General features: G+C 49.4%; 19 protein-coding genes. 10 read left to right on the top strand and 9 right to left on the bottom strand.

The features are described from left to right. Positions 1-10: 10 nt before the first annotated feature. On the top strand, positions 11-3,241 hold the full coding sequence (locus GA004_RS09620; RefSeq protein ID WP_283393643.1) for an efflux RND transporter permease subunit: 3,231 nt from the start codon (positions 11-13) through the stop codon (positions 3,239-3,241). 17 nt (positions 3,242-3,258) lie between these two features. Here GA004_RS09620 and GA004_RS09615 read toward each other — a convergent pair whose 3' ends face one another. Continuing rightward, complete coding sequence (locus GA004_RS09615; protein WP_283393642.1) at positions 3,259-4,011, bottom strand: SDR family NAD(P)-dependent oxidoreductase; 753 nt, start codon at positions 4,009-4,011, stop codon at positions 3,259-3,261. A 151-nt stretch (positions 4,012-4,162) separates the two neighbouring features. Between GA004_RS09615 and GA004_RS09610 the strand changes: the two genes are divergently transcribed. Further along, positions 4,163-5,524, top strand: a complete 1,362-nt coding sequence (locus GA004_RS09610) for a sulfatase family protein (RefSeq protein ID WP_283393641.1) — start codon at positions 4,163-4,165, stop codon at positions 5,522-5,524. A gap of 409 nt (positions 5,525-5,933) precedes the next feature. On the opposite strand, the gene GA004_RS09605 is transcribed toward GA004_RS09610, so the two are convergent. The 3 genes from GA004_RS09605 to GA004_RS09595 form a co-directional block, all read right to left on the bottom strand. Further along, on the bottom strand, positions 5,934-7,160 hold the full coding sequence (locus GA004_RS09605) for a Gfo/Idh/MocA family protein (protein WP_283393640.1): 1,227 nt from the start codon (positions 7,158-7,160) through the stop codon (positions 5,934-5,936). 18 nt (positions 7,161-7,178) lie between these two features. Further along, a complete protein-coding gene (locus GA004_RS09600; RefSeq protein ID WP_283393639.1) occupies positions 7,179-8,411 on the bottom strand; it encodes an MFS transporter in 1,233 nt (410 codons plus the stop codon). A gap of 206 nt (positions 8,412-8,617) precedes the next feature. After that, positions 8,618-9,991, bottom strand: coding sequence for a sulfatase family protein (locus GA004_RS09595; RefSeq protein ID WP_283393638.1), 1,374 nt, complete (start codon positions 9,989-9,991; stop codon positions 8,618-8,620). A 121-nt stretch (positions 9,992-10,112) separates the two neighbouring features. Between GA004_RS09595 and GA004_RS09590 the strand changes: the two genes are divergently transcribed. The 5 genes from GA004_RS09590 to GA004_RS09570 all read left to right on the top strand — a co-directional run bounded on the left by GA004_RS09590 (position 10,113) and on the right by GA004_RS09570 (position 15,056). Further along, complete coding sequence (locus tag GA004_RS09590) at positions 10,113-10,886, top strand: rhomboid family intramembrane serine protease (RefSeq protein ID WP_283393637.1); 774 nt, start codon at positions 10,113-10,115, stop codon at positions 10,884-10,886. 294 nt (positions 10,887-11,180) lie between these two features. Next, positions 11,181-12,092: a DUF2167 domain-containing protein gene (locus GA004_RS09585; protein ID WP_283393636.1), complete on the top strand. Its 912-nt coding sequence runs from the start codon at positions 11,181-11,183 to the stop codon at positions 12,090-12,092. Positions 12,093-12,135: 43 nt separating this feature from the next. Then, positions 12,136-13,014: a hypothetical protein gene (locus tag GA004_RS09580; RefSeq protein ID WP_283393635.1), complete on the top strand. Its 879-nt coding sequence runs from the start codon at positions 12,136-12,138 to the stop codon at positions 13,012-13,014. A gap of 30 nt (positions 13,015-13,044) precedes the next feature. Continuing rightward, on the top strand, positions 13,045-13,428 hold the full coding sequence (locus tag GA004_RS09575) for a response regulator (RefSeq protein ID WP_283393634.1): 384 nt from the start codon (positions 13,045-13,047) through the stop codon (positions 13,426-13,428). Positions 13,429-13,943: 515 nt separating this feature from the next. Next, positions 13,944-15,056, top strand: a complete 1,113-nt coding sequence (locus tag GA004_RS09570; RefSeq protein WP_283393633.1) for a lactonase family protein — start codon at positions 13,944-13,946, stop codon at positions 15,054-15,056. A 10-nt stretch (positions 15,057-15,066) separates the two neighbouring features. Here GA004_RS09570 and GA004_RS09565 read toward each other — a convergent pair whose 3' ends face one another. Genes GA004_RS09565 through GA004_RS09555 form a run of 3 tightly spaced genes read right to left on the bottom strand, consistent with a single transcriptional unit; the run spans position 15,067 to position 17,848 of the window. Next, entirely contained in the window at positions 15,067-15,969 is a 903-nt protein-coding gene (locus GA004_RS09565; protein ID WP_283393632.1) for an endonuclease/exonuclease/phosphatase family protein, read from the bottom strand. A gap of 42 nt (positions 15,970-16,011) precedes the next feature. Next, positions 16,012-16,530: a hypothetical protein gene (locus GA004_RS09560; protein ID WP_283393631.1), complete on the bottom strand. Its 519-nt coding sequence runs from the start codon at positions 16,528-16,530 to the stop codon at positions 16,012-16,014. Between the two features lies 1 nt (position 16,531). Next, positions 16,532-17,848, bottom strand: coding sequence for a M48 family metallopeptidase (locus GA004_RS09555; protein WP_283393630.1), 1,317 nt, complete (start codon positions 17,846-17,848; stop codon positions 16,532-16,534). A 93-nt stretch (positions 17,849-17,941) separates the two neighbouring features. Here GA004_RS09555 and GA004_RS09550 point away from each other — a divergent pair, with 93 nt between their 5' ends. The 3 genes from GA004_RS09550 to GA004_RS09540 all read left to right on the top strand — a co-directional run bounded on the left by GA004_RS09550 (position 17,942) and on the right by GA004_RS09540 (position 21,066). Next, on the top strand, positions 17,942-18,187 hold the full coding sequence (locus GA004_RS09550; protein ID WP_283393629.1) for an exodeoxyribonuclease VII small subunit: 246 nt from the start codon (positions 17,942-17,944) through the stop codon (positions 18,185-18,187). Between the two features lie 72 nt (positions 18,188-18,259). After that, on the top strand, positions 18,260-20,197 hold the full coding sequence (gene dxs / locus GA004_RS09545) for a 1-deoxy-D-xylulose-5-phosphate synthase (RefSeq protein ID WP_283393628.1): 1,938 nt from the start codon (positions 18,260-18,262) through the stop codon (positions 20,195-20,197). A 437-nt stretch (positions 20,198-20,634) separates the two neighbouring features. Then, positions 20,635-21,066 carry a nuclear transport factor 2 family protein gene (locus tag GA004_RS09540; protein ID WP_283393627.1) on the top strand — a complete coding sequence of 144 codons (432 nt, stop codon included), beginning with the start codon at positions 20,635-20,637 and terminating at the stop codon, positions 21,064-21,066. Positions 21,067-21,161: 95 nt separating this feature from the next. On the opposite strand, the gene GA004_RS18200 is transcribed toward GA004_RS09540, so the two are convergent. Both GA004_RS18200 and GA004_RS09535 read right to left on the bottom strand, forming a co-directional pair. After that, positions 21,162-21,320: a VPDSG-CTERM sorting domain-containing protein gene (locus tag GA004_RS18200; protein ID WP_425492839.1), complete on the bottom strand. Its 159-nt coding sequence runs from the start codon at positions 21,318-21,320 to the stop codon at positions 21,162-21,164. 100 nt (positions 21,321-21,420) lie between these two features. Continuing rightward, entirely contained in the window at positions 21,421-21,660 is a 240-nt protein-coding gene (locus tag GA004_RS09535) for a hypothetical protein (protein WP_283393626.1), read from the bottom strand. Between the last annotated feature and the right edge of the window lie 37 nt (positions 21,661-21,697).

Raw genomic sequence — 21,697 nt, 5'->3', positions numbered from 1 at the left:
AGCTTTAAGGATGATAGCCTGGTTTACAAGAAACGGAGTCGCAGCGAATTTGGTGATGTTGATCCTCGTCATCGGCGGGATCGCTTCCTATCTCACCGTAAAGAAGGAGCTATTTCCACAATTCTCTCTGGATATAGTCACAATACGGGTTCCGTATCTCGGGGCATCGCCTGAAGAGGTCGAAGAATCTGTAATCATACGCATTGAAGAAGCGATTCAGTCGATTGATGGAATCAAAGAACTTCGCTCGGTCGCCCAGGAGGGCTATGGTTCAGTAACCGCGACGGTGGAAAAAGGATACGAGTTAGCGAAGGTCAAAGACGAGATCAAAACACGTGTTGATGCGATCACGACGTTTCCAGTCGACACCGAGCGCCCTATCGTTGACGAACCCCTTATTCCCAAGGAAGTCATCCGTATTTCCGTGTTCGGAGACGCGGGTGAAAAGGAGATCAAGAAGATCGCCGATCGGATTAGAAACGAGTTGGTAGAGTTCGATGGGATCAGCCAAGCAGAGGTTCAAGGGGTTAGAGACTACGAAATTTCAATCGAAGTATCCGAAAATACACTGCGAAATTACAACCTTACTTTCGATCAAGTCGTTCAGGCAGTCAGAGGGAGTTCCGTCGATTTGCCGGGTGGACTCATAAAGGCGGAAGGCGGAGAAATTTCGCTTCGCACTACTGAACAAGCCTACATTGGTACCGATTTTAGTGAAATCATCTTGTTAACCAATCCCGATGGCGGGAAAATAAGGCTTGGAGACATCGCCACAGTTCGGGACGGGTTTGCTGAGCAGGACATAATCACCAAGTTCAACGGCAAGCTCGCAGCCATCATTCTCGTCAAGGAGGTAGGAAGCGAAAATCCATTGAAAATATCGGAACTCGTTTATGACTACGTGGAAAAGGCCTCCGAGACCTGGATGCCGAACGGGGTTGAACTAGAGGCTTGGAGCGACTCATCATTTTACCTTCAAGGCCGTATCGATATGCTGCTGGAAAACGGCTTTATCGGCTTTTTGCTAGTCCTAGTCACACTGGCCATTTTCCTGCGACCTTCCCTCGCCCTGTTCGTAGCCATCGGTATACCAGTAAGTTTTCTAGCGACAATCGCCATCGCGCCTGCACTAGGGATAACGATTAATCTTCTTTCTCTCTTCGCGTTCATTTTAGTCTTAGGGATCGTCGTTGATGATGCGATTGTCGTTGGAGAAAGCGTATTCACGGAATTCCAAACAAACGGTCACGGAGTTGAAAGCGCGGTAAAAGGTGCTGAGCGGGTTTCAATGCCAGTGACGTTCGCTATCATCACTACAGCCGTTGCCTTCATACCAGTATTCTTTTTGCCGGGTATGATTGGTAAGTTCATGTACGTGATCCCCATTGTAGTGATCCCCACCCTGCTTTTCTCATTGGTACAGAGCAAACTCGTTCTTCCTTATCATCTGACCCTTTGTCATGTAGGCGACAGAGGAGGCAGGGAAAAGCTCAACCCTATTTCAAAATTGCAGCGGCGTTTCTCGGATGGAATGGAACGTTTCATCCAAAACGTCTATATGCCTATTCTCGACAAGGCCCTTTCGTTTCGCTGGCTAACACTTTCCCTTTTCCTGTTCGCCTTAGCCACCTCCATCGCCCTTGTGGCATTCGGAGCGATTCGATTCGTCTTCTTTCCGAATGTTCCTTCCGACTACATTTTCCTTGAACTCAAGATGGCCGAGGGAACTCCGTTACCCGAAACGCAAAAGGCAATGGAACGAATTGACAGGGCCATCGACGAGATATCGACGGAACAAATAGATCAAGGGTCCATTGATCCGGTTAGAAACAAATCAGTATTCATTGGATACAGCGTGGTTTCTGGAGGACCAGGGCCCGCATCGATGAGCTCTGGCGCTAACGTGGGGTCGATTATCCTTGAGCTTTCTAAAGCGGAGCTTCGAGATTCCAATGCGGACGAGATCGCTCAAATTTGGCGCGAAAAAGTCGGAGAGATTCCCGGTGCCAGAAAACTGAATTTCCTTTCAAGCGCTTCCGGGCCCGTTGGCCTACCGGTTGACATTCGCTTAACTGGAAGAAACTTCGGCGATTTGAAGGCTGCCTCAATGGAGATACAGGAGGAGCTTAAACAGTTCGAAGGTTTGCTGGATATACGTGACACCTATTCAGAAGGGAAACGAGAGCTCAAGGTCAAATTGAAAGACGATGCTCGACCTTTGGGGCTTACCGCCGGCGATTTGGGGCGACAGATCCGCTATGCATTCTATGGAGCCGAAGCCCAACGGGTCCAGCGGGACAAGGAGGACGTCCGAGTCATGGTACGCTATCCCAAAGACGAGCGCGAATCGCTTGGGAATTTGGAATCGATGCGGATCGTTGCTCCCAATGGATCAAGAATCCCGATATCAGAGATTGCAGATATTGAATACGGCACTGGCTACCCATCGATTTCCCGCCTGAATCGAAAGCGAATTATCAATGTTCAGGCGGACGCCAACAAAGCAGTCGCGAATTCTGACGATATTAGTTCCTCAATCTATGGAAAGTTTCCAGGAGATCCAGATTCAATTCTGGGTCGCGTTCTGCAAAAGTATCCTGGAGTAACTTCCGTTAAAGGAGGGGAAGCAAAAGATATGGAAGAGTCGACTCCCGCGATTATCGGAGGGATGCTCCTCGTTTTAGTCATGATCTATGCTTTGCTCGCAATCCCTTTTAAAAGCTACCTTCAGCCATTGATCGTAATCTCGGTAATTCCTTTCGGGATTGGAGGAGCCATCTACGGTCACTTAATCAATTTTCAAAACCTCGGAACACCGCAGGACATGAGTCTTCTTTCGCTTCTTGGAATAATAGCGATGTCGGGTGTCGTCGTAAACGATTCACTCGTTCTAGTGGATCGGGTTAACCGACTTCGAATTCAAGGCATGTCCGTTTTTGATGCGGTCCATGTGGGAGGAAGCCAGCGATTTAGGGCGATCATTCTAACATCAATCACCACCTTTGTAGGTCTAGTCCCAATACTTATGGAAAAGAGTCTTCAGGCTCAGTTCTTAATTCCCATGGCAACGTCCCTCGCCTTTGGCGTATTATTCGCCACATTTATCACGCTCTTGCTTGTGCCCTGTACCTATCTGATTTTGGAGGACTTCAAATCGCTATTCGCCTGGTGGTGGAGAGGATTGCGTGGCAAGCAAAAGTCCGCTGAAGCAGTCGCAAAAGTCCAGGAAGTCGCTTCTTAAACCTCAACGAATAAGTCCTACAACAGGCGCCGGTTCAAGGCAAAGCTCTGGCCAGACGGTCCATATTTGTGCTGGGATGCCAGAAACAATGCCATTGGCACAATGTCTTCGGCACGTTTCACCCATTCGTTTTCCCAGTCCCCATCTGCATGGAGGAAGGGCTCAAAAGTCTCCCCTTCTGGGATTTTCGTTTTAACGGGACCGGGAATCATCTCATTTACGGTAATTCCATAATCGGCCAATTCGATTGAAAGCGACTGCGTCAGCATCCAAAGGGCCGCCTTCGCAGCACTATAAGCCGCACTCGATTTGTCGGGCCGCCTACCCATTCCAGATCCCATCGTCAGAATTTGACCATTCTCGCTCTTTTTCAAAAGCGGTATAGAGGCCTTAGCTACGTGAAAGGCGGTGAAGAGGTTAATCTCGACAGTTTTAATCCATGCTTGGGAATCGACGACTTCAATCGGTTCCCGAGCCCCCGCATTTCCTCCGGCATTGAGAAAGACCAAGTCCAGTTGTCCAAACGTCTTTTCGACTCGTTCAATAAGTTTCCGAACCTCTGATTCCACTGTTAGATCCGCGGTGACGCCTAGTACAGTGCCTCCTGCTTCCTTTATCGCTTCAACGGTTTGGCTCAATTCCGATTTAGTTCTTGAGCTAACGACAATTCGGGCGCCTTCCTTCGCGTAAGCAGCTGCGATTGATCGACCTAGGCCGCGTCCTCCACCTGTAATGAGAGCAACCCGTCCCTCTAACATCCTTTCTTTCATCCCATTGAACTAGTACAGAGAAGCATTGCCCACAAGTAGTTAGTACCCCGCTTCGTCTATCTTGATCAAATTAGCCGGGCTTATCCGCTATTGACTCACTCAATTCAATAATCTTGAGAAGATGACTGTCCACACCCCCGCCACTTGCTTAATGAGCACCAGTAAACAACCAAACGTCATCGTATTCTTTACAGATCAACAACGCTGGGACACCTGCGGGACTCATGGTAATCCATTGGATTTAACGCCAAATTTTGATCGACTTGCCAATCAAGGTACCCATATCGATGCGTCAATAACTTGCCAACCGGTGTGCGGACCCGCTCGGTCTTGCTTGCAAACAGGTCTTTATGCCACCCAAACAGGATCTTGGCGCAACGGAATACCCCTCGACAAAAATCTCACAACAATCGCGCAGCTCTACAAGAAAGCTGGATACAATACGGGATACATCGGAAAGTGGCACTTGGGCACCCGCGATGACATCGTTCCAGTCGAGGAACGTGGTGGATATGACTATTGGCTGGCGGCTAACTTGCTGGAATTTTGCTCGGATGCCTACGACTGCAATCTCTGGAACAATGACAACGAGAAGGTCCATTTGCCTGGATACCGAGTGGACGCTATGACAGATGCCGTAATTCGTTACGTCGACAATGCAAACAAAGAGGATAAACCGTTCTTTCTCTTCACTTCCTATTTAGAGCCACACCACCAGAACCACGTTGATGACTATCCACCTCCTGACGGGTATCGGGAGAGATACACGGGCAAATGGATACCGCCAGATTTGCAACAGCTAGGAGGCAGTTCAGGCCAACATCTAGGCGGCTACCTTGGTATGATAAAGCGTCTGGACGAAGCTCTTGGCCGGATCTTGGATTCGCTCAAAAGTCTCAATATTGATGATGAGACCATCATTCTCTACACTGCGGACCATGGATGCCACTTCAAGACTCGAAACTCTGAATACAAGCGATCGGGCCACGAGGCGTCCGTAAGAGTTCCCACCGCATTTTCAGGACCCGGATTCAAGGGAGGCGGAAGGCGAACGGAAGTCATGAGTCTGGTAGATCTAGTCCCAACCCTTCTAGAATCCAGTGGAATTGAACCTCCAGAGGAAATGCCGGGTAGATCACTGATGCCGATACTGCGAGGCGAGGCAAACGACTGGAAACAAGAGGCATTCATTCAGATTAGCGAAAGCCAGGTTGGTCGGGCCATCCGTACGGGCCGATGGAAATATGGCGTCGTATCTAACCAAAATGACGGGGAAACGGAATCTTGTGCAGATCTCTATGTTGAGAACTACCTGTATGATTTACACTCCGACCCTTACGAGTTGCAAAATCTCATCGGCTACGGTTCCCACCGCAAGGTCGCAGCACGTCTGAAGGAAAAGATACTAGATGCCATGGAAATAGCGGGAGAATCGCGTCCGACGATCACCGACCACGAATTGACGATGCCCCAATCGCAAAGAACCGTGCTCCCTCAAGAGATTGAGCAGTAGATCCAATCTGCATATCAGAATGGATCGTTTGGGCCACAAATCGTGGTTCGCCTTGAGTTTCTGTTGGAATCCAGAGAATTGTAGCGACCACAAGTGTTAGGAGGGATTTCACTTTCATAAGCTATCTCCTCAAATCAGGTAGTCAAATATTTCGGTTGAGCGAGAGTTATTCAGGGCATTTTCAGCCCATTATTTTCCAATCTCAGGGGGATCCTGCAAATCCCTAGATCGACCGATGTCAGATGAAGGAATGCGACCATTTTATAGTATTTGTATATTTGGTACTATCTTATTAGGATCAATCGCCAGATCACGCAGTGCCTGCTCTAAAAGGTCGTATAAGACCATCAACTGTCCCATCTATCCCGCAGGCCTTCAGATCGACCCGTTATAGGCCATTCTGCGGCTTTCATAAAACTCTCAATTCTCCTTTGAAATCGAACGAATCCCTAGCGCCACAGACCATTTCCAAAGATCGCAATCCATCGCTTGCGTCGCACACCGGCTCAGATTCATCGCAGAATTCCTTCATATGCTGAACAAGATTCTTATCCGATCCGTAATGCGACGAATCGAAATTCTTTCCACCCGCGAAAAAGGTATCTGTTTCCCTGCCGTGATCCGTGTAGGTACGAATCATTCCATCCGATCGCGATAGCACCAAACGGCCCGAATCCCCGACGAGCTCAAGTGTTTCGCCATCAGGAGCGAGTGGCCCGAATATCGTGAAAAACAAGTTTCCGACCACGCCTCCGCTCATCTGTAGGTTTACGCTCCCGAAATCTTCGACATCGCTATCTAGACTGAAAACACAGGCATCCTGGACGGCTCGTTCGTCATTGGAATCCGTACTGGTAAACTTGTTACTAACCGTTTCTTTGGATTCTTCCAGCGCTTCCGTTCGCCGATACGCGCAATCCCTATCGCATTCCGAGCAGCGAGCGGGAGCCGTGGGATCTGGCTTGAACACACCCGAACGCCCGCCGAAGGCGCTCATGGCTAAACAGTCCGAATTGGCCATCCAGCGGAATACGTCGAAGTGATGGCTGCATTTATCGTTCAAGGGTCCGCCTGACCACACGCGCTTCCGGTGCCAGCCTTGTAAATAGCGACTGTAGGGAATAATCGAACGTAGCAGAACCATTTGTAGCGAACCTACTGCTCCGCCGTTCAGTAACTCCTTCATTTTCAACCAAGAATCCTCGTAGCGTCGGGTGAATCCCATAAGCAAGCGATTACCCGTTCGCTTTTCCGCTCCCGCTATAATGTGCCCGTCTTCAAGGGTTACCGCAATAGGCTTGTCTAGGTACACTTTCTTTCCAGATTCTAAAGCGGCCACCGCGTGCTCCGCATGCGCGTCCGTATGGGAGGTAATTATGATCAGATCGATTTTAGGATCATTGACTATGTCCTGATATGATTCACACCGCTGAATCGCTTGATCGATTCCCAGATCAGCATAGCGCTTTTCAAGTTCACCTGCGGCGTGATCAGAACTTTCAAACGAACGGTTAGCAACCGATACGATTCGAAATCCTGTTTCATTCGAGCTATCGACCATGTTGAATCCGATATGATGTAGTCCACGATCGCCACATCCAATAATGCCTACGTTTTTAGATTCTCTGTGACTCATATTAGTTCATTGGATGGGTTACCCATTAACCTTGTCCAAATCGTATTTCTGCCTGTCATGAAAACTCAAGACAAACATAACCGTAACGACGGCGGTGATTATACCCGTCGTATTGAAAATACCACTCCAATCGTATAATTGCTCTCCAGATACACTCGGGTGCCACTCCGAAATGAGTCCTGCCAAATTAGAGCCAAAGAACTTTCCTAGCCCCAAGAATACTAGCATGAACAATCCCTGAGCCGCAGATCTGTATCGCTCTCCTGCTTTTAAATCGACATAGATGGATCCCGTTACATTGAAGAAATCATAGCACGCCCCATGTATCAGAATAGAGAATATAATAAGAAATTCCGCATTTACGCTAATTCCAGCGAACATAAAATACCTCACCGACCAAAAAGCTAGTCCGAGAGTCATCATCCATTTCAAACCGAGTTTTCCGATCAACAGCGGAACAAATACCATGAAGGCCGCTTCGGATACCTGTCCTAAAGACATCTTGCTGGCCACATTCTCGACGCCAATGTCGTTCAGAAACATATTGAAAAACGCGAAGTACATCTGAATGGGGATCCCAATTAGCAAACTCGCTCCCAGAAAAACAGTGAAGCTTCGCTCTTTAAGCAAACTCAATGCTTCAAGCCCGAGCACCTCTTTAATTCCGATTTTCTCTCCCTCGTTTTTAACAGGTGTCGACGGGAGGGTAAAGTTATAGAGTCCTAAGACGACCGATGCGACTGCTGACATGACTAAAGGTACGGCAGTCGCTTCGACGTTATCCACAAAGCGGCCCAGTATCATATTAACCGCGAGGCCAGCGAATACCCATCCGATGGTCCCGAATAGGCGCACATAAGCGAAGAACCTGCGTGGCAGGTGGTGAAATACGACTGAATTGCTCAGGGCCTCCGTAGGGGTGTAGACGATACAGTAGACGAAAAGCGTCCAGATGAAGGTTGTCGGATCAGTCACCTGTGACAGGAGAAGCATTAAGGCACCTGCTCCAATGTTCAATACGCCCAGCACTTTCTGAGTCGGAAAAAAACGATCAGCAATCATCCCAACGAAAAAGGGCGAAATAATCGCCCCGATTCCAAAGAGGCTGAACGAAAATCCGATGAACGTGCCCGACTGCTCCAGCGTCTTGCCTAAGTAAGTTCCTAGGGTGACAAACCAGGCTCCCCGGGTGAAGTATTGCATCAGCATCATCAAGGAGAAGCGGGCCTGTTTAGATGATTGGGAATTCATAGAGCGAATGCGTTTTTAGCGTGGGCTTGCGGAAAGGACGTTGGGTAATCGGAGGAAATAAAAACAATAGGATCTAATGTATACACATTAAAGTTACAATATAGTCTTTTAACAACACTTCGGAATGCAGCTTTGTAACTTCAGGGCGATCTACCGAAAGGGGATAGGACGTTTCTCATGAATGAAAGCATAAGCTCGAAAGCGGATTAACCACTCATCGTCGGCATATCCGGGAGGTCGTACATCGCGATCATGTAGGGATGACCTTCCCGATACTCTGTGAGCGGCTTCGCGTTTTTGACACGCCCAATGGATCGGTTGTTGCGGCCCGTTGTCCCCGTGGCCTCATCACCGATATCCTCGCGCATCCGCTCGGCTTTCGCTTCCAGCATTGAAACGATTTCCGGATGTTCCTCGTACCGGTTATGCGATTCACCTATGTCTTCGCGAAGATTGTAGAGCGCTTTCATCCCTACTCCAGCTTTCTGGAAATGGAGTTTCCAGTCCCCCACTCGAACTGCTTCCAGCGCGTTCTGCTTGTAGTAAAAAAAGGTGTCGTTGGGAGCCTCTGCGTTTTCGCCCGTCATCAATTCTCCGATATCGAATCCATCGATAATTCGATCCGCCGGAAGAGACACGTTCGTTATTCTCGATAGCGTTGGGAAAAAATCCATGGCAGAGACAACGGCGTCGGATTGAGTGCCAGGGCTGATTTTTTCCGGCCACCGCATAATACAGGGTACTCTTTGGCCGCCTTCCCATGTTTCCTGCTTTGTTCCACGGCAAGGGTCATTGCTGCCCCCTTCCCCCTGCGCTCTCGAGCCATTGTCGCTGGTGAAGATAACTAGAGTGTTTTCGTCGATCCCCAGTGCTTTAAGTCGATCCATGAGGACCCCTAGGCTCCAGTCGATACATTCGACGGCCCCACCATAGGCTCCGTTGCGTGACGACTCTAAAAATTGCTTGGGCACGAAGAGCGGCACGTGCACGTACATGTGGGCCAGGTAAAGGAAGAAGGGCCGGCTTTGGTTCTTTTCGAGAAATTGAAGCGCTTCGTCCGTGTATCGTTCCGTGATACCTCTCTGGTCTGGCTGCGCTTGAATCACCGTTTCGTTACGGAGTAACGGTAGTGGAGGACGGTTTGGCCGATCCGACTGTCGCCCCATGTCGTTGCTATAGGGGATTCCGAAATACGCGTCAAAACCATGTCGCGTTGGCAGAAACTCAGGCTGGTCTCCGCAATGCCACTTGCCAATGATCTTTGTCACGTATCCCGCCTTTTTCAGTTGGGAAGCAACCGTAGCTTCCCGGTCGCTCAATCCAATATTATCCCCGGGAAAGAGGACGACCTCACCATGAAAACTCCCAAACCCTATCCGGGGCGGGTAGCATCCGGTCATCATGGCAGCCCGCGATGGCGAACAAACCGGCGAGGCCATGTAGAAATCGGTAAATCGCTTTCCTTCCGCCGCTAGTCGATCGATGTGAGGCGTGTGGTTCCTCGCTGAACCATAACATCCGAGATCTCCATAGCCGAGGTCGTCGCAGTTGATTAGAATGATATTGGGGTGGTCACTCATGGGATGCCTTAGACAGGGTGAATCATTTGAAACGAGAGGCAATCGTCGAGGGCCGATGAGGACAATCAGAAATTCTGGTTAATTGGTTGAACATCAGTATAATCGTTGAAAGATACTCATCATGAAACGTCGCCCCTCTGGGACCATAATAATCATCGCGATCAACGTGATCATCTTCTTCATACCCCAATTCATTCAGGGCCTTGATATGAAGATGCTTGCCTGGTTCGCACTGTTTTTTCCCAAGAACGACTTCTTCCAAATCTGGCAGTTCATTAGCAGCATGTTCATGCATGGAGGTCCCGCCCACCTTTTTTTCAACATGTTTGCCCTTTTCTCTTTCGGATCCATACTCGAGGTGAGATGGGGGCTGAAAAAATTTCTGACCTTTTACTTGGTTGTGGGTATCGGAGCAGGTGCCATCTATACTGCAGTCAACTACACGCAGTTTATTGGACCCTACAATCAGCTCGTCGACGCCAGCGTCCCCGCAACTGATATCAAGGCGTACTTCAATTACTCAAGACCGTCTTTTAAGATGCTAGCTGCTATGCCGGCGGAAGAACTCTTGGAACTTCGGAATATCTACAATGCTCCCGTCGTCGGAGCGTCGGGAGCCATATATGGAATACTAGTGGCATTTGGAATTCTGTATCCAAACGCCAAACTCATGCTGATTTTTCTACCTATCCCTGTCGCCGCGAAATATTTCATATCCGGTCTGCTCTTGTTTGATTTGTTCTCAGGAATTACAGGATACTCAATCTTCGTAGCCGAAGGAGGGGGCATTGCCCACTTTGCCCATATTGGTGGCGCTATAATCGGATTCCTGCTCATGTGGTTTTGGGGAAGTCTCAAGTCCCGAGCAACCGATTACAATGGCAGTGTATTTTAGTAGATCGGTCAAAACATAGTTGTTTGAGCACCCTGGGCAGGTCTGGATGAGCTTTCGCTTTCGGTCTATTCAGAGTTCGTAACACCTTCCTATCGTGAGTAGTATTCAGGTTGTTCCTAGAATTTCCATGCAGCTAATCCCCTCTTGACTCCAATATCGGTTTTCGCACGATCCTCAAACGGGTTGAGCAATGCATTCTAACTCTAATTCTCTCAGGTTCTTGCAACTGCAGAGCTCTCCGGGTCGTTGTCGTCAGCCCAGATCCGTTCACTCTGAAATCTCTCTCTGCCGTACATGAAAAATAAGACCCTCGCCCTGCTGGCATCCAGCATTTTCCTTTTTCCATTTTACTCCATTGCCCAGGTAGATCAAGCGGCGGAGAACGCCGCCGCTCAACAAATTGAATTCGAGAACTTCCTTGCGAGCCTTGACTGGCAAGATTCGGGTCAAGGAGAACTAGAAGATTGGGCTACGATCGACATCCCTGCCGGCTTTCGTTTTCTCAATGGAGTGGATACAGACACACTTCTCCAGGCTTTCGGAAATCTTCCAGACACCTACCAAGGGATGATCTCCGTTTCAGATGTAGACTGGTTTGTCTTGTTTCAATTCGAAGACAGCGGCTACGTTAGAGATGATGAAAAAGATGAACTCGACGCTGAAAAGCTGCTAGCAGCTCTCCAATCCGGCGATGAGCAAAGCAACCAATACCGAAGGCAACAAGGTATCGAGCCTTTGTATACAGAGGGTTGGGCTATCGAACCAAGATACAATGATTTCACTAACAATCTGGAATGGGGCATCATTCTCCGGTCGGAGTCAGGCGGAAGAAGCGTTAATTACAAAACCAAGCTTCTGGGGCGTGACGGGATCATGAATGTAACCCTCGTGTGCGATCCGACCGCGCTGGACTCCATCCTACCAACCTATCAAGATATCCTAGCCGGTCACAATTACAAACCGGGGAAATCATACGCTGAGTATCGTGACGGTGACAAAGTAGCGACCTATGGACTCACCGCTCTAATCGCAGGTGGGGCTCTTTATGGAGCTGCGAAACTCGGTATCTTAGGAAACCTCGTCCTCTTCCTGAAGAAGGGGTTTAAGTTCATTATCATCGGCCTAGTAGCAATTGGAGTTGCCCTAAAAAAGTTTTTCGCAGGATTGGCGGGACGGCAGAAAATTGAGTCTACACCAGACTCCTAGGCCCCCCAGAATCTCAAATTAGGCTTAAAGTTTTAGACTTCAGATGACGGACGCAAAGTCATTCTATTTGATTCTGGCGATCTTCTACCTTATGGAATGTGTCAAATTCTGCCCCCCAAACTCGCGGGCGATTGAGAATGCCTGGGGAGCCAAAAAAGGATGGAGACCTAAAGGCGAGTTTTCCCGCCTACTAGGCATCAAGAAGTGGCTCTTTCTTTACCCATTACTTCCCTGGCCAGGCAAAGTATTGATACTCCATTCCAGTCCCTATCAACCAATCCAAAAGACACCGTATTCAACTAATCGAACCCGCAAACTTCTTTTCCTCCTCGAGAAATCAACCCAAACCCTGCGCCACATTTCTATTCTGATTTTCGCATACTTTTTTATCGGCATTCCCTTCTTGTACCGATTACAAAGAGGAGAACCTGAGTTTCTTTTTTCAATCGCGATTGGCTATCTCTTGATGGGGACGTCAGCATTCCTATACTTTCGAATTCATAAGCGATGGCTCCTTCAGAATAGGGGTAATAGAATTATAAATACTATTTACACAGCCCTCCTGCCATGGCATTCTATGAGGTGCGTGGATGATATCCTATCGGGAGTAACGAAATCCTGGGACCACCCAACATTGCTCGCATCTCTCAAGGACAGCCCTCGATGCCTGGCATTTCTCATGAAGCTTTGGAGAGAAGCTTATTATGTAGCAAATCCCCATTACTCTCTCGAGCACTTGAAATCAGTAACCTACCATGCCGGCACCGACACGGATGACTGGCTTGTGCCGCACAACCTTTCAGGAAACAAGTATTGTCCTTGTTGCTTCGCTCCCTACGAATCAACTGCGGAAATCTGCAATGACTGCCCCGAAGTGGCACTCGTCGAGAACCCGGGCGACCCGATCAGGAACAGGACCTAGGAGCCCGCTGTCAATTCACTCGATCACAGAATGTCGCCTCATGAAGGACAGTCCGTCTTACTGGTGGATGACGAACGGGTAAACCGAGAGTTAGGAGCTTCGATGATCCGAAGTCTTGGATACAACGTTGTCTGTGCCAAGGATGGCTTTGAAGCCCTCGACTTGTCCGGCAAACAAGATTTTAGCCTGATCCTCATGGATATCCGGATGCCTCGGCTTGACGGATTCAGCACAGCAGAAGCCATAAGAAACCGCGAGAGGAATGACTCCCCCACCCCCATCATCGCGCTTTCCGCCCACATCACCCGGCAAGATGAAGAGCGATGCGATTGTGTGGGGATAAATGACCATCTTCAGAAGCCGCTGAAGGTAAGGTTCCTGAACGAGTTACTGAAAAAGTGGCTATCGGTTTAGCCTAGCCACAATAAACTTTACTTCCGAAAGGATCGCCAAAAGCGCTACCAAGTCCTGTCTTTCATGTAGGCATCCAACTCCGCCCGATGGCCACTGTGGATACAGTAAGAATCGCTAGCAATAGAATGCTAATAGTTGAAGGGTCATTTGTGGTACTAATCATATCTAATTTTCAGTTACTTTAAATTACTCTGGTCTCAACTTATACGTCAAAAACAGTTGTCGGAGGAAATATCCTGGTATTCGGTACCTGCGGTCAAATCATCATCGTCCTCTTTTAGATTCGGCACAAACCTCACGTAGAAAAGCTGGTCGTTGCCGCAAAGTGGCAACGGGAGAATCCACAGAATTTAAAAGAAAGCGAGTCGAGCCTTGGGGAAGAAGCTGTTCATTGTGTAAAAAGTACGCACCTTCCGATGATAATTCAGCATAAAAAATGCCCAACCTTCTCCACATCGCATTTTCTCAACATAGAGCGTGCACTCATAACCGCGTTCTGTAATATGCACCATATTATGAAGTCGCTTGCTCTAATTGCCCTACTTTCATTGATCCCAAGCCTCTTTGCCGCTAATGTTGATGTTTACTTTGGAACGTCTGGCAAAGCCACTAAAGGAATCTATCACTCGAGTTTCGACAAAGACAGTGGTAAGCTGTCACCGCCAGAACTGGCGGCGAGGATCGGGTCACCTGGCTTCCTCGCCCTTCACCCAAAGAGGTCCCACCTTTACGCAGTGGCCACCAGCGACCAAGGTCCCTGCGTAGCGGCCTACAAGATTGAGAAAAATGGTAGCCTGACACTTCTGAATACGGAAGTCATCGGTGACGGAGGAGGTGCTCACATATCCGTTCATCCTTCCGGGAATTTTCTCCTCACCGCTCAGTATGGTGGAGGGTCGGTTGCACTCTTTCCCGTAGCCAAGGACGGCAAGGTCCAGCCCCGAGGTCAACTAATTGAGCACGAGGGAGGTTCCGGGATCGTTGCGTCACGCCAGAATGCGCCTCACCCACACTGGACTGGCTACTCGCCTGACGGGAAATTCGCTTTCGTCCCCGACCTGGGTCTAGATAAGATCGTGATCTATAAAGTGAACGTGGACCGGCCATCCATCACGGCCCACGGGTCTGCGGAAAGCGTACCTGGAGGAGGTCCGCGTCACATGCGATTCTCGGTCGACGGGAAATTTATCTATCTCCTTAACGAGCTTTCCCTCTCAGTCACCACTTTCCAATACGATGCGAAAAAGGGAACCACCAAACGCCTAACGACAACGCCGGCTCTGAGTGAGAGTGCCAAGTCTGAGGAGGGGTTCAATTCGAGTTCTGAAATCCTGGTACATCCAAATGGGAAATTCGTGTATTCAGCCAACCGTGGCGATGACACTGTGACAGCGTACCAAGCGAATCGCAGCACGGGAAAGCTGACGGTTACCGAGGTCGAACCAGTGCGCGGCGCTTTTCCGCGAAACATCAATCTGGAGCCGAGCGGAAAGTGGCTCCTGGCGGCAGGGCAGCACTCGAACACCGTGGCCGTTTTCGCTATCGATCAGTCAACGGGAGAAATCACCTACCAACTGAATTCGGTTGTGAATGTCCCAGGTCCAATCTGCATACTCTTTAACGAGTAGCTTCCGGAACTCAAGGAATTGTCATATCAACCCAGATCATGCGATGGTCCGACCCTTCGTAGTAGTCTGGCCTGCTAAATATCTGCCCAGAGACATTACGTAGCTCTGTCCAGCCCGGAGACCTTAAGAAATAGTCAATTCGAGTGTAGGAATCCTCCTTTTTGTAGTAGTGGGTCCAACGACTCCCATTAGAATCAACACACTCGATGGGAATACTAAGAACGCGATCCCCCTTTTTTGCTAGCGCTCTGAGAGCGCCTGAAACCGGCGAATCATTCAGGTCCCCTACTATCAAGAAACGCTCTCGCTCCAGTTCTGGGAATAGTTTGATTATCTTGTCCCTTGCCGACCTTCCTTCGAGCGTGCGACGCAGAGTCGACAAGGGATCCGACTTGAAATTCGTGTATTTGCTTTTCAAGTGCAAATTAAACAGGCTCCACGTGCCCTCCTCTCCCGATATCTTTAGCTCCAGCATTCCCCGCTTCACAAAGTCGACCTTACCCATGTATTTTATAGGAAGATTTGCGTGATTTACGACTTGCACCTCCAAATCCGATTTCCAAAGCGCGGCCACGTGACGCTCCGAATCATGGGCTTCCAGCCAAGCTGATCCCTTGTAATCGAGGCCTTCGTTGGACAAATCTCTTCTGAGCTCCTCCAAATGCATCCGGGAGCCGATCTCTTGCAAAGCGAGGATGTCAGGACCAACGCTAAGAATCGTCCCTCGGACAACATCCTTTTCTTTTTCAGGCTTCGGGTAATCGGGCCGCCACTTCCCTTCCACGATTCGATCCATCGAAAGGTAGTTGCGAACATTGTACGAGGCAACCCGAATCGTCGTGCCTTCGCCTTGGGCAAAAACGCCAAAAAAGACAACGACAACCGATAGGATATATCGATGCAATTCCTTCACGAACAATCTATTTTTAGGTAGCAAGAACTCACCGCTAACTATCTAAAGCGTATCAGGTCGACGGTTTAGATTCATTGAATGGATACCACTTTCATCCTCATCGACCAAAATAACTTGAGTCGCTTCCATCAGAACATTTGCTTCCAGGTCATCCCGGATGGAAGCGACCTCATCCCGAAAATCGGTACGATTCCAATACTGACGAGGGTACGTAAGGTAGAGATCGAATCCATTACCATCGGACCGAATTTGGATCACCCCTCCGTAGGCCGGACTGAAATATCCTACTCTTTCTAGGTAGTCTCCCACTGATTCAACCAGTAGCGAGCTAACCCCTTCCCCGAACACGATTTCATGGCTCACTGGGCCAAAACGGTAAACTTCACCGGAAAATCCGTAGTCAATGACTCCTTCGTCAAGGGAGTCAGTATCTCGCGCCACCCAAACGACTAGAAATACGACAGCGACTCCAAGTGCCCCGCCTATGCCTAAAATAAGCCGGCCTTTGCTCGATGTTCTTCTGGTCCGCTTTGACAAATCAGTCCTCCCTTCCGCTGACATACTAAGCTTTCTTCATGGCTCGTTCTCGCTCAAGTAAGGTCGGATGGGAATAGTGGAACCCGCTGTAAAGCGGGTGAGGATTCAAGTTGGAAAGGTTCTTCTCACTCAACCTTCTCAATGCCCCACTGAGCGGTTTCCAGCCACCGACTGCCTCACGAGCGAATGCATCGGCTTCGTATTCGTGTTTGCGCGACATACCATGAAACAACGGGCTAATCCAAAAGGTTACCAGTCCGCCCAGAAAGCTAAAAAGGAGCATGGCGATGCCTAAATTGCCAATCGCACCCATTTCCAGAGGAGCAAATCCAAACCCTTCAAAGAAGGCCGAACTGTGCAAAAGAAAATTAATGATCCAGAAGGCAGCTAGCATCATCAACGCGGAAAGACCGATCATCTTCGGGATGTGTCCTTTCTTGTAGTGTCCAATTTCGTGAGCTAGCACCGCCTCCAGCTCCTCCTCGCTCAGTTGCTCAATCAAGGTATCGTAGAGCACAATACGGCGAAATTTCCCGAAGCCGGTAAAGTAAGCATTGGAGTGTCCCGAGCGCTTGCTGCCATCGATGACCTGTATGGTCTTGGCCTTAAATCCAGCCCGGTCCGAAAGCTCCATGAGCCGGTCTTTCAATGGTCCCTCCTCCAGCGGCGAGAGTTTGTTGAACAAAGGCATTATCAGCATGGGGTAAAGGACCATCATCAGCAACTGAAATGCCATCATAATGACAAAGGCGTAAATCCACCACGAGCTACCCAGCCAACCAACTAGGCTAATCAGAAGCCACAACAACGGAAACCCAATCAAAAACCCGATTACTGCTCCCTTGATTTTGTCCGTTACCCAGAGCTTTACGGAGCTTCGATTGAAGCCAAATTTCTCTTCAATCTTAAATTGGCTCCAGTATTCGAAAGGAATTCCAGGAATACTTATCATTGTTGTCAGCACGATGAGGAACAATGCGGAGTACATGTTGGAGTCTCCAAACTGCCCACTCCACCAGCCGAAGAGGACGGGCAACACGCCACTTAAAACAACGAGTGCCAAAACCGCCGCGTCAAATACCAAAACGATCGAGCCAAATCGGCTCTTGGCCAAAGTATATTCATTTGACTTGGCGTAAGTCTCCCCATTCATCACGTCGCCCAGTCCCTCAGGCGCTTGATCGGAGAATTTCAATACATGACTCCGATTGACGGCCTCCAAAACTAGTTCGGCCCCCATTTTGAGAATAAGGGCGGTAGCGAAAACGATTTCCAGTGTCGTCATTGCCGAGAATCTGATGCGAAGCAGCGGAGTCTGTCCAGCTTTGATCAAGCTTTCCATCGTTTCAAGCGGACGCCCGCTTTAAGCGACCTTTCTTGAAGCGAGCAAAACATGATCTTGTCATAAGATCCCCTCCTTCCATACTTTTACACTGTGACCAAAAAGACTAAAGACAAGGAGCTCTCATTTGAAGAGGGACTGGAAAAGCTCGAGGCAATCGTTGAAGAAATGGAAAGCGGCGAATTGAACTTGGACAACCTCGTTAAGCGGTATGAAGCGGGTTCGAAGCTGCTCGTCCATTGCGACAAAAAGATAAGCGAGGCTGAGGCGAAAATCGAGATCCTGCGCAACCAAGACGCCGAGAATCCGGAATTCGAAAATTTCGATCCAGACGAGTAGACAAAATTTAGACCTATAGGGTGGACAAGAACCAATGATTCCCTTCTCTTCCCGATTTTATTTTCCAATCTTTTGAACACAAGCCAACAGTCCGAAGCGAACGGGAACGACCCATTTCCCTTGCTCAACGCCATCGAGAAGCCTGCCGACATCCGATCATTAAGCTCGGATGAGCTAACGGATCTTGCCGCTGAAATCCGAGCTAAGCTGATTGATGTCACTTCGATCAATGGCGGTCACTTGGGACCGAACTTGGGGGTGGTCGAGCTGACTATCGCCATGCACCTCGTCTTTAACACCCCCAAGGATCAATTCGTGTTCGACACCTCACACCAAGGATATGTCCACAAGCTCCTAACAGGAAGAAACGGCAAAGAATTCGACAAGATTCGCAAGAACAGTGGCATAAGCGGATTCCTCGCTAGGTCTGAAAGTCCACACGACTCATTCGGAGCCGGACATGCCGGAACAGCCCTTTCTGCCGCGCTGGGCATGGCTGCCGCCCGTGACCAGCTGGGCTCCGATGAGCATGTCGTAGCGTTATGCGGCGATGCCGCCTTCACTTGCGGCATAACGATGGAGGCCCTCAACAATGTAGCTTCAGCGACCAAACGTCTTATCATCATTCTCAACGACAACGAATGGTCGATTGCCAAAAACGTTGGAGCTATATCGAAATACCTCAACGAACTGATCACTAATCCAATCTACAACCGCCTTCATCACGATTTCGGCACTTTTTTACAAAAGGTGCCCGGTGGAGAGCAGTTGCTCAAGATAGGGAAAAATGCAGAGAAAGGCTGGAAGAGCATCATGATGCCCTCTTCCATTTTTGAGACTTACGGTGTCCGCTACTTCGGACCCATCGACGGGCATGACCTTCCCCTGCTGACTCGCAATCTTGAATTTGCCAGAGAGGCAAATGAGCCCGTGATTCTTCATGTAGTCACCAAAAAGGGAAAAGGCTATCGCCCTGCGATCGAAAAACCCGAGAGCTTCCACGGGACAAGCCCCTTTGAGATTGATTCAGGCAAATCAAAGTCATCTCAATCAGTCGTCCCTCCAAACTACCAGGACGTCTTTGGCCATTCGATCGTGCGCTTCGCCAAAAAGGACAAATCCATTGTCGGGATCACCGGTGCCATGCCTTCCGGTACCGGTTTGATCCATCTTTCCAATGAGCTTCCCGACCAGTTTTACGATGTAGGGATTGCGGAGGAGCACGCGGTACTTTTTGCAGCGGGGCTCGCTACGAAGGGCATCAAGCCGGTGGTCGCGATCTACTCGACGTTCCTCCAGCGCGCGTTCGACCAGGTCATTCACGATGTTTGCCTGCAAAATCTACCGGTAGTCTTTTGCATGGACCGTGCGGGACTTTCCCCCAACGACGGCCCAACCCACCACGGTCTTTTCGATGTAGCGTATGTGCGCTGTGTTCCCAATGCCGTCGCTATGCAGCCAAAAGACGAGGATGAGCTGGTAGATATGATGCACACGGCCATCCAGCTGAAGCGACCTGTTTTTGTTCGGTATCCTCGCGGCGCTGGAACCGGAGTGAAAATTAAGTCTAAACCAAAGGCTTTGGGTGTGGGACAAGCACAAGTCTTGCGGGAAGGAGACGATCTGGTTCTCTGGGCCCTTGGTCCCATGGTTCGGGACGCTTTGGAAATCAGTGATCGTCTCAAGCTGGAGGACGGACTCTCCGCAGGAGTTGTAAACGCTCGGTTCATCAAGCCGCTAGATAATGAGCTGCTCCTTTCCCACGCAAAAGATAATCGTCTTATCGTTACCCTCGAAGACGGAGTCTTGTCGGGCGGTTTTGGCAGCGCCGTTCTGGAAACATTATCCGAGCGCGAAATGTCAACTCCTGTTCATAGAATCGGATGGCCGGACGAGTTCGTAGACCACGGGTCCGATATTGCGACCTTGAGAGCAACCGGGGGACTCTCATTTGACGATATGATATCCGGCATTCGCAAAAAACTCGAGACGCCGTCTGTTGCCGTCTAGTATAGACTTCCCGCTTCCAGTTAAGTAACCGTTGAAGGCTCGGCTCATTGGCTGGGTTTCCTCAATGGAGCGTTCCCTTTCCGCTTTTCCGGCAAGCCTTGGGCCTATCTACACGAGGTTTTGCCTGAACTTCCTCCGAAACAATGTCTTGATTTCATGGTCTTTATATTCGGTATTTTATTCATATATACCTACAGGCCAAATATTTATGGGATTTTATTGGACTAATATTCACTCTTCTTAAATCTCTACTGCCCTTACACTGCCCTAAAAACTATTCACCCGCATCTTTTCGCACGGGTTTTTTAGCCGCCTCTCCTACCGCAAGTGGACAACAGCGGGGCGGGGGTCGCGGGGGCGGCGAGCATCGCAATTTATATGCATCAACTGCCCCCAGAAAAAATTGACACCCATGGGACGCCAACTTAGCCAATCCTATGCGTGCATTTCTACAATTTTCAATTTGCTCATTGATTTTCAGCGTCCAAGCCTATTCGGAGAGCGATCTAGAGGTAGTTGAGCAGTCTTATGCCAACTTTTTAGCAGGGAATGCTGAGGGGTGGGCGATACTCCACACGGACGATTTCGTCTGGACGATTCTTGGCGACCTGCCACACTCCGGGCAGCGTGTCGGGACGCAAGCGGTCATCGACGAAGTGATGGGCTTGTTTCCACAGCACTGGCCAGATCTGGTAATTGAGACGATTAAGACCTACCAGGTTGACGATGTGGTGTTTGTGCACGCGAGAATGATGGCTCAAGGGATGGATACCGAGAGCTTGCACATGTTCAAAATGCGAGACGGTAAGATCGCCGCATTCACGGCTTTTGACGATACTGACGCGTTACGTGCATCGATGGTTCAGTAGCGACAGGGTGTAGAGGGGGAGGCGTAACTCTCTAATGAACGTTCATCAACTGCCCCCAGAAAAAATTTTCCCTTAAAGGGCTTTTGAAGCTATTCCTATCCCAGCCTCCGCCTAGCAAAGGCTAGCACTAATACACCCACTCCAAGAAGAGCTGCTGTGGACCCTGTGTCTGTTACGGCTGATGTCGATGTCGTACCCTGAGGATCGCCAAAGGGATAGGATCCAGGATATCCACCATTTCCCCAGGTTAACAAAAACGCAGAGCGGCCTGGTTTACGACAGGTTCAATTAGATTGACGCCCATGCGTTAAGCGGGATCGGTCTTTGCGTGAAACGTCCATTGTTTTGAGAGCCTTACGGCAATCGCGGTCGAATTTCGTCTCCGTCCTCGTCGATTGGATACTGAGCGTTTTGGTCTTCGAGGGTATCAATGAGGAGCCGCATCATTCGGGAGAGTTGTTGATAGGGCCGTTTTACAATCGAAGCCGCCAAAGGCGAGTTCATGTAGAGATCTTTGGATAGTGCGCGGGTGCCATCCAGCTTAACTATTATATCTATGTCGGGTCCGTTGTTACGAGCTGCAACCCCCTTCATAGACTTCTTGCGAGAACCCGGTACTACATATAACCGT

Origin of the sequence: Candidatus Pelagisphaera phototrophica (assembly GCF_014529625.1) — a bacterium.
GTDB lineage: Bacteria > Verrucomicrobiota > Verrucomicrobiia > Opitutales > Opitutaceae > Pelagisphaera > Pelagisphaera phototrophica.
The sequence above is the reverse complement of the archived record's forward strand: the minus strand, read 5'-3'. Positions and strand labels throughout refer to the sequence as shown.

What these genes read in the sequence shown, in the direction of transcription:
- GA004_RS09620 (WP_283393643.1), top strand. Translation starts at nt 11, where the DNA reads ATGATAGCCTGGTTTACAAGAAACGGAGTCGCAGCGAATTTGGTGATG.
- GA004_RS09615 (WP_283393642.1), bottom strand. Translation starts at nt 4,011, where the DNA reads ATGAAAGAAAGGATGTTAGAGGGACGGGTTGCTCTCATTACAGGTGGA.
- GA004_RS09610 (WP_283393641.1), top strand. Translation starts at nt 4,163, where the DNA reads ATGAGCACCAGTAAACAACCAAACGTCATCGTATTCTTTACAGATCAA.
- GA004_RS09605 (WP_283393640.1), bottom strand. Translation starts at nt 7,160, where the DNA reads ATGAGTCACAGAGAATCTAAAAACGTAGGCATTATTGGATGTGGCGAT.
- GA004_RS09600 (WP_283393639.1), bottom strand. Translation starts at nt 8,411, where the DNA reads ATGAATTCCCAATCATCTAAACAGGCCCGCTTCTCCTTGATGATGCTG.
- GA004_RS09595 (WP_283393638.1), bottom strand. Translation starts at nt 9,991, where the DNA reads ATGAGTGACCACCCCAATATCATTCTAATCAACTGCGACGACCTCGGC.
- GA004_RS09590 (WP_283393637.1), top strand. Translation starts at nt 10,113, where the DNA reads ATGAAACGTCGCCCCTCTGGGACCATAATAATCATCGCGATCAACGTG.
- GA004_RS09585 (WP_283393636.1), top strand. Translation starts at nt 11,181, where the DNA reads ATGAAAAATAAGACCCTCGCCCTGCTGGCATCCAGCATTTTCCTTTTT.
- GA004_RS09580 (WP_283393635.1), top strand. Translation starts at nt 12,136, where the DNA reads ATGACGGACGCAAAGTCATTCTATTTGATTCTGGCGATCTTCTACCTT.
- GA004_RS09575 (WP_283393634.1), top strand. Translation starts at nt 13,045, where the DNA reads ATGTCGCCTCATGAAGGACAGTCCGTCTTACTGGTGGATGACGAACGG.
- GA004_RS09570 (WP_283393633.1), top strand. Translation starts at nt 13,944, where the DNA reads ATGAAGTCGCTTGCTCTAATTGCCCTACTTTCATTGATCCCAAGCCTC.
- GA004_RS09560 (WP_283393631.1), bottom strand. Translation starts at nt 16,530, where the DNA reads ATGTCAGCGGAAGGGAGGACTGATTTGTCAAAGCGGACCAGAAGAACA.
- GA004_RS09555 (WP_283393630.1), bottom strand. Translation starts at nt 17,848, where the DNA reads ATGGAAAGCTTGATCAAAGCTGGACAGACTCCGCTGCTTCGCATCAGA.
- GA004_RS09540 (WP_283393627.1), top strand. Translation starts at nt 20,635, where the DNA reads ATGCGTGCATTTCTACAATTTTCAATTTGCTCATTGATTTTCAGCGTC.
- GA004_RS09535 (WP_283393626.1), bottom strand. Translation starts at nt 21,660, where the DNA reads ATGAAGGGGGTTGCAGCTCGTAACAACGGACCCGACATAGATATAATA.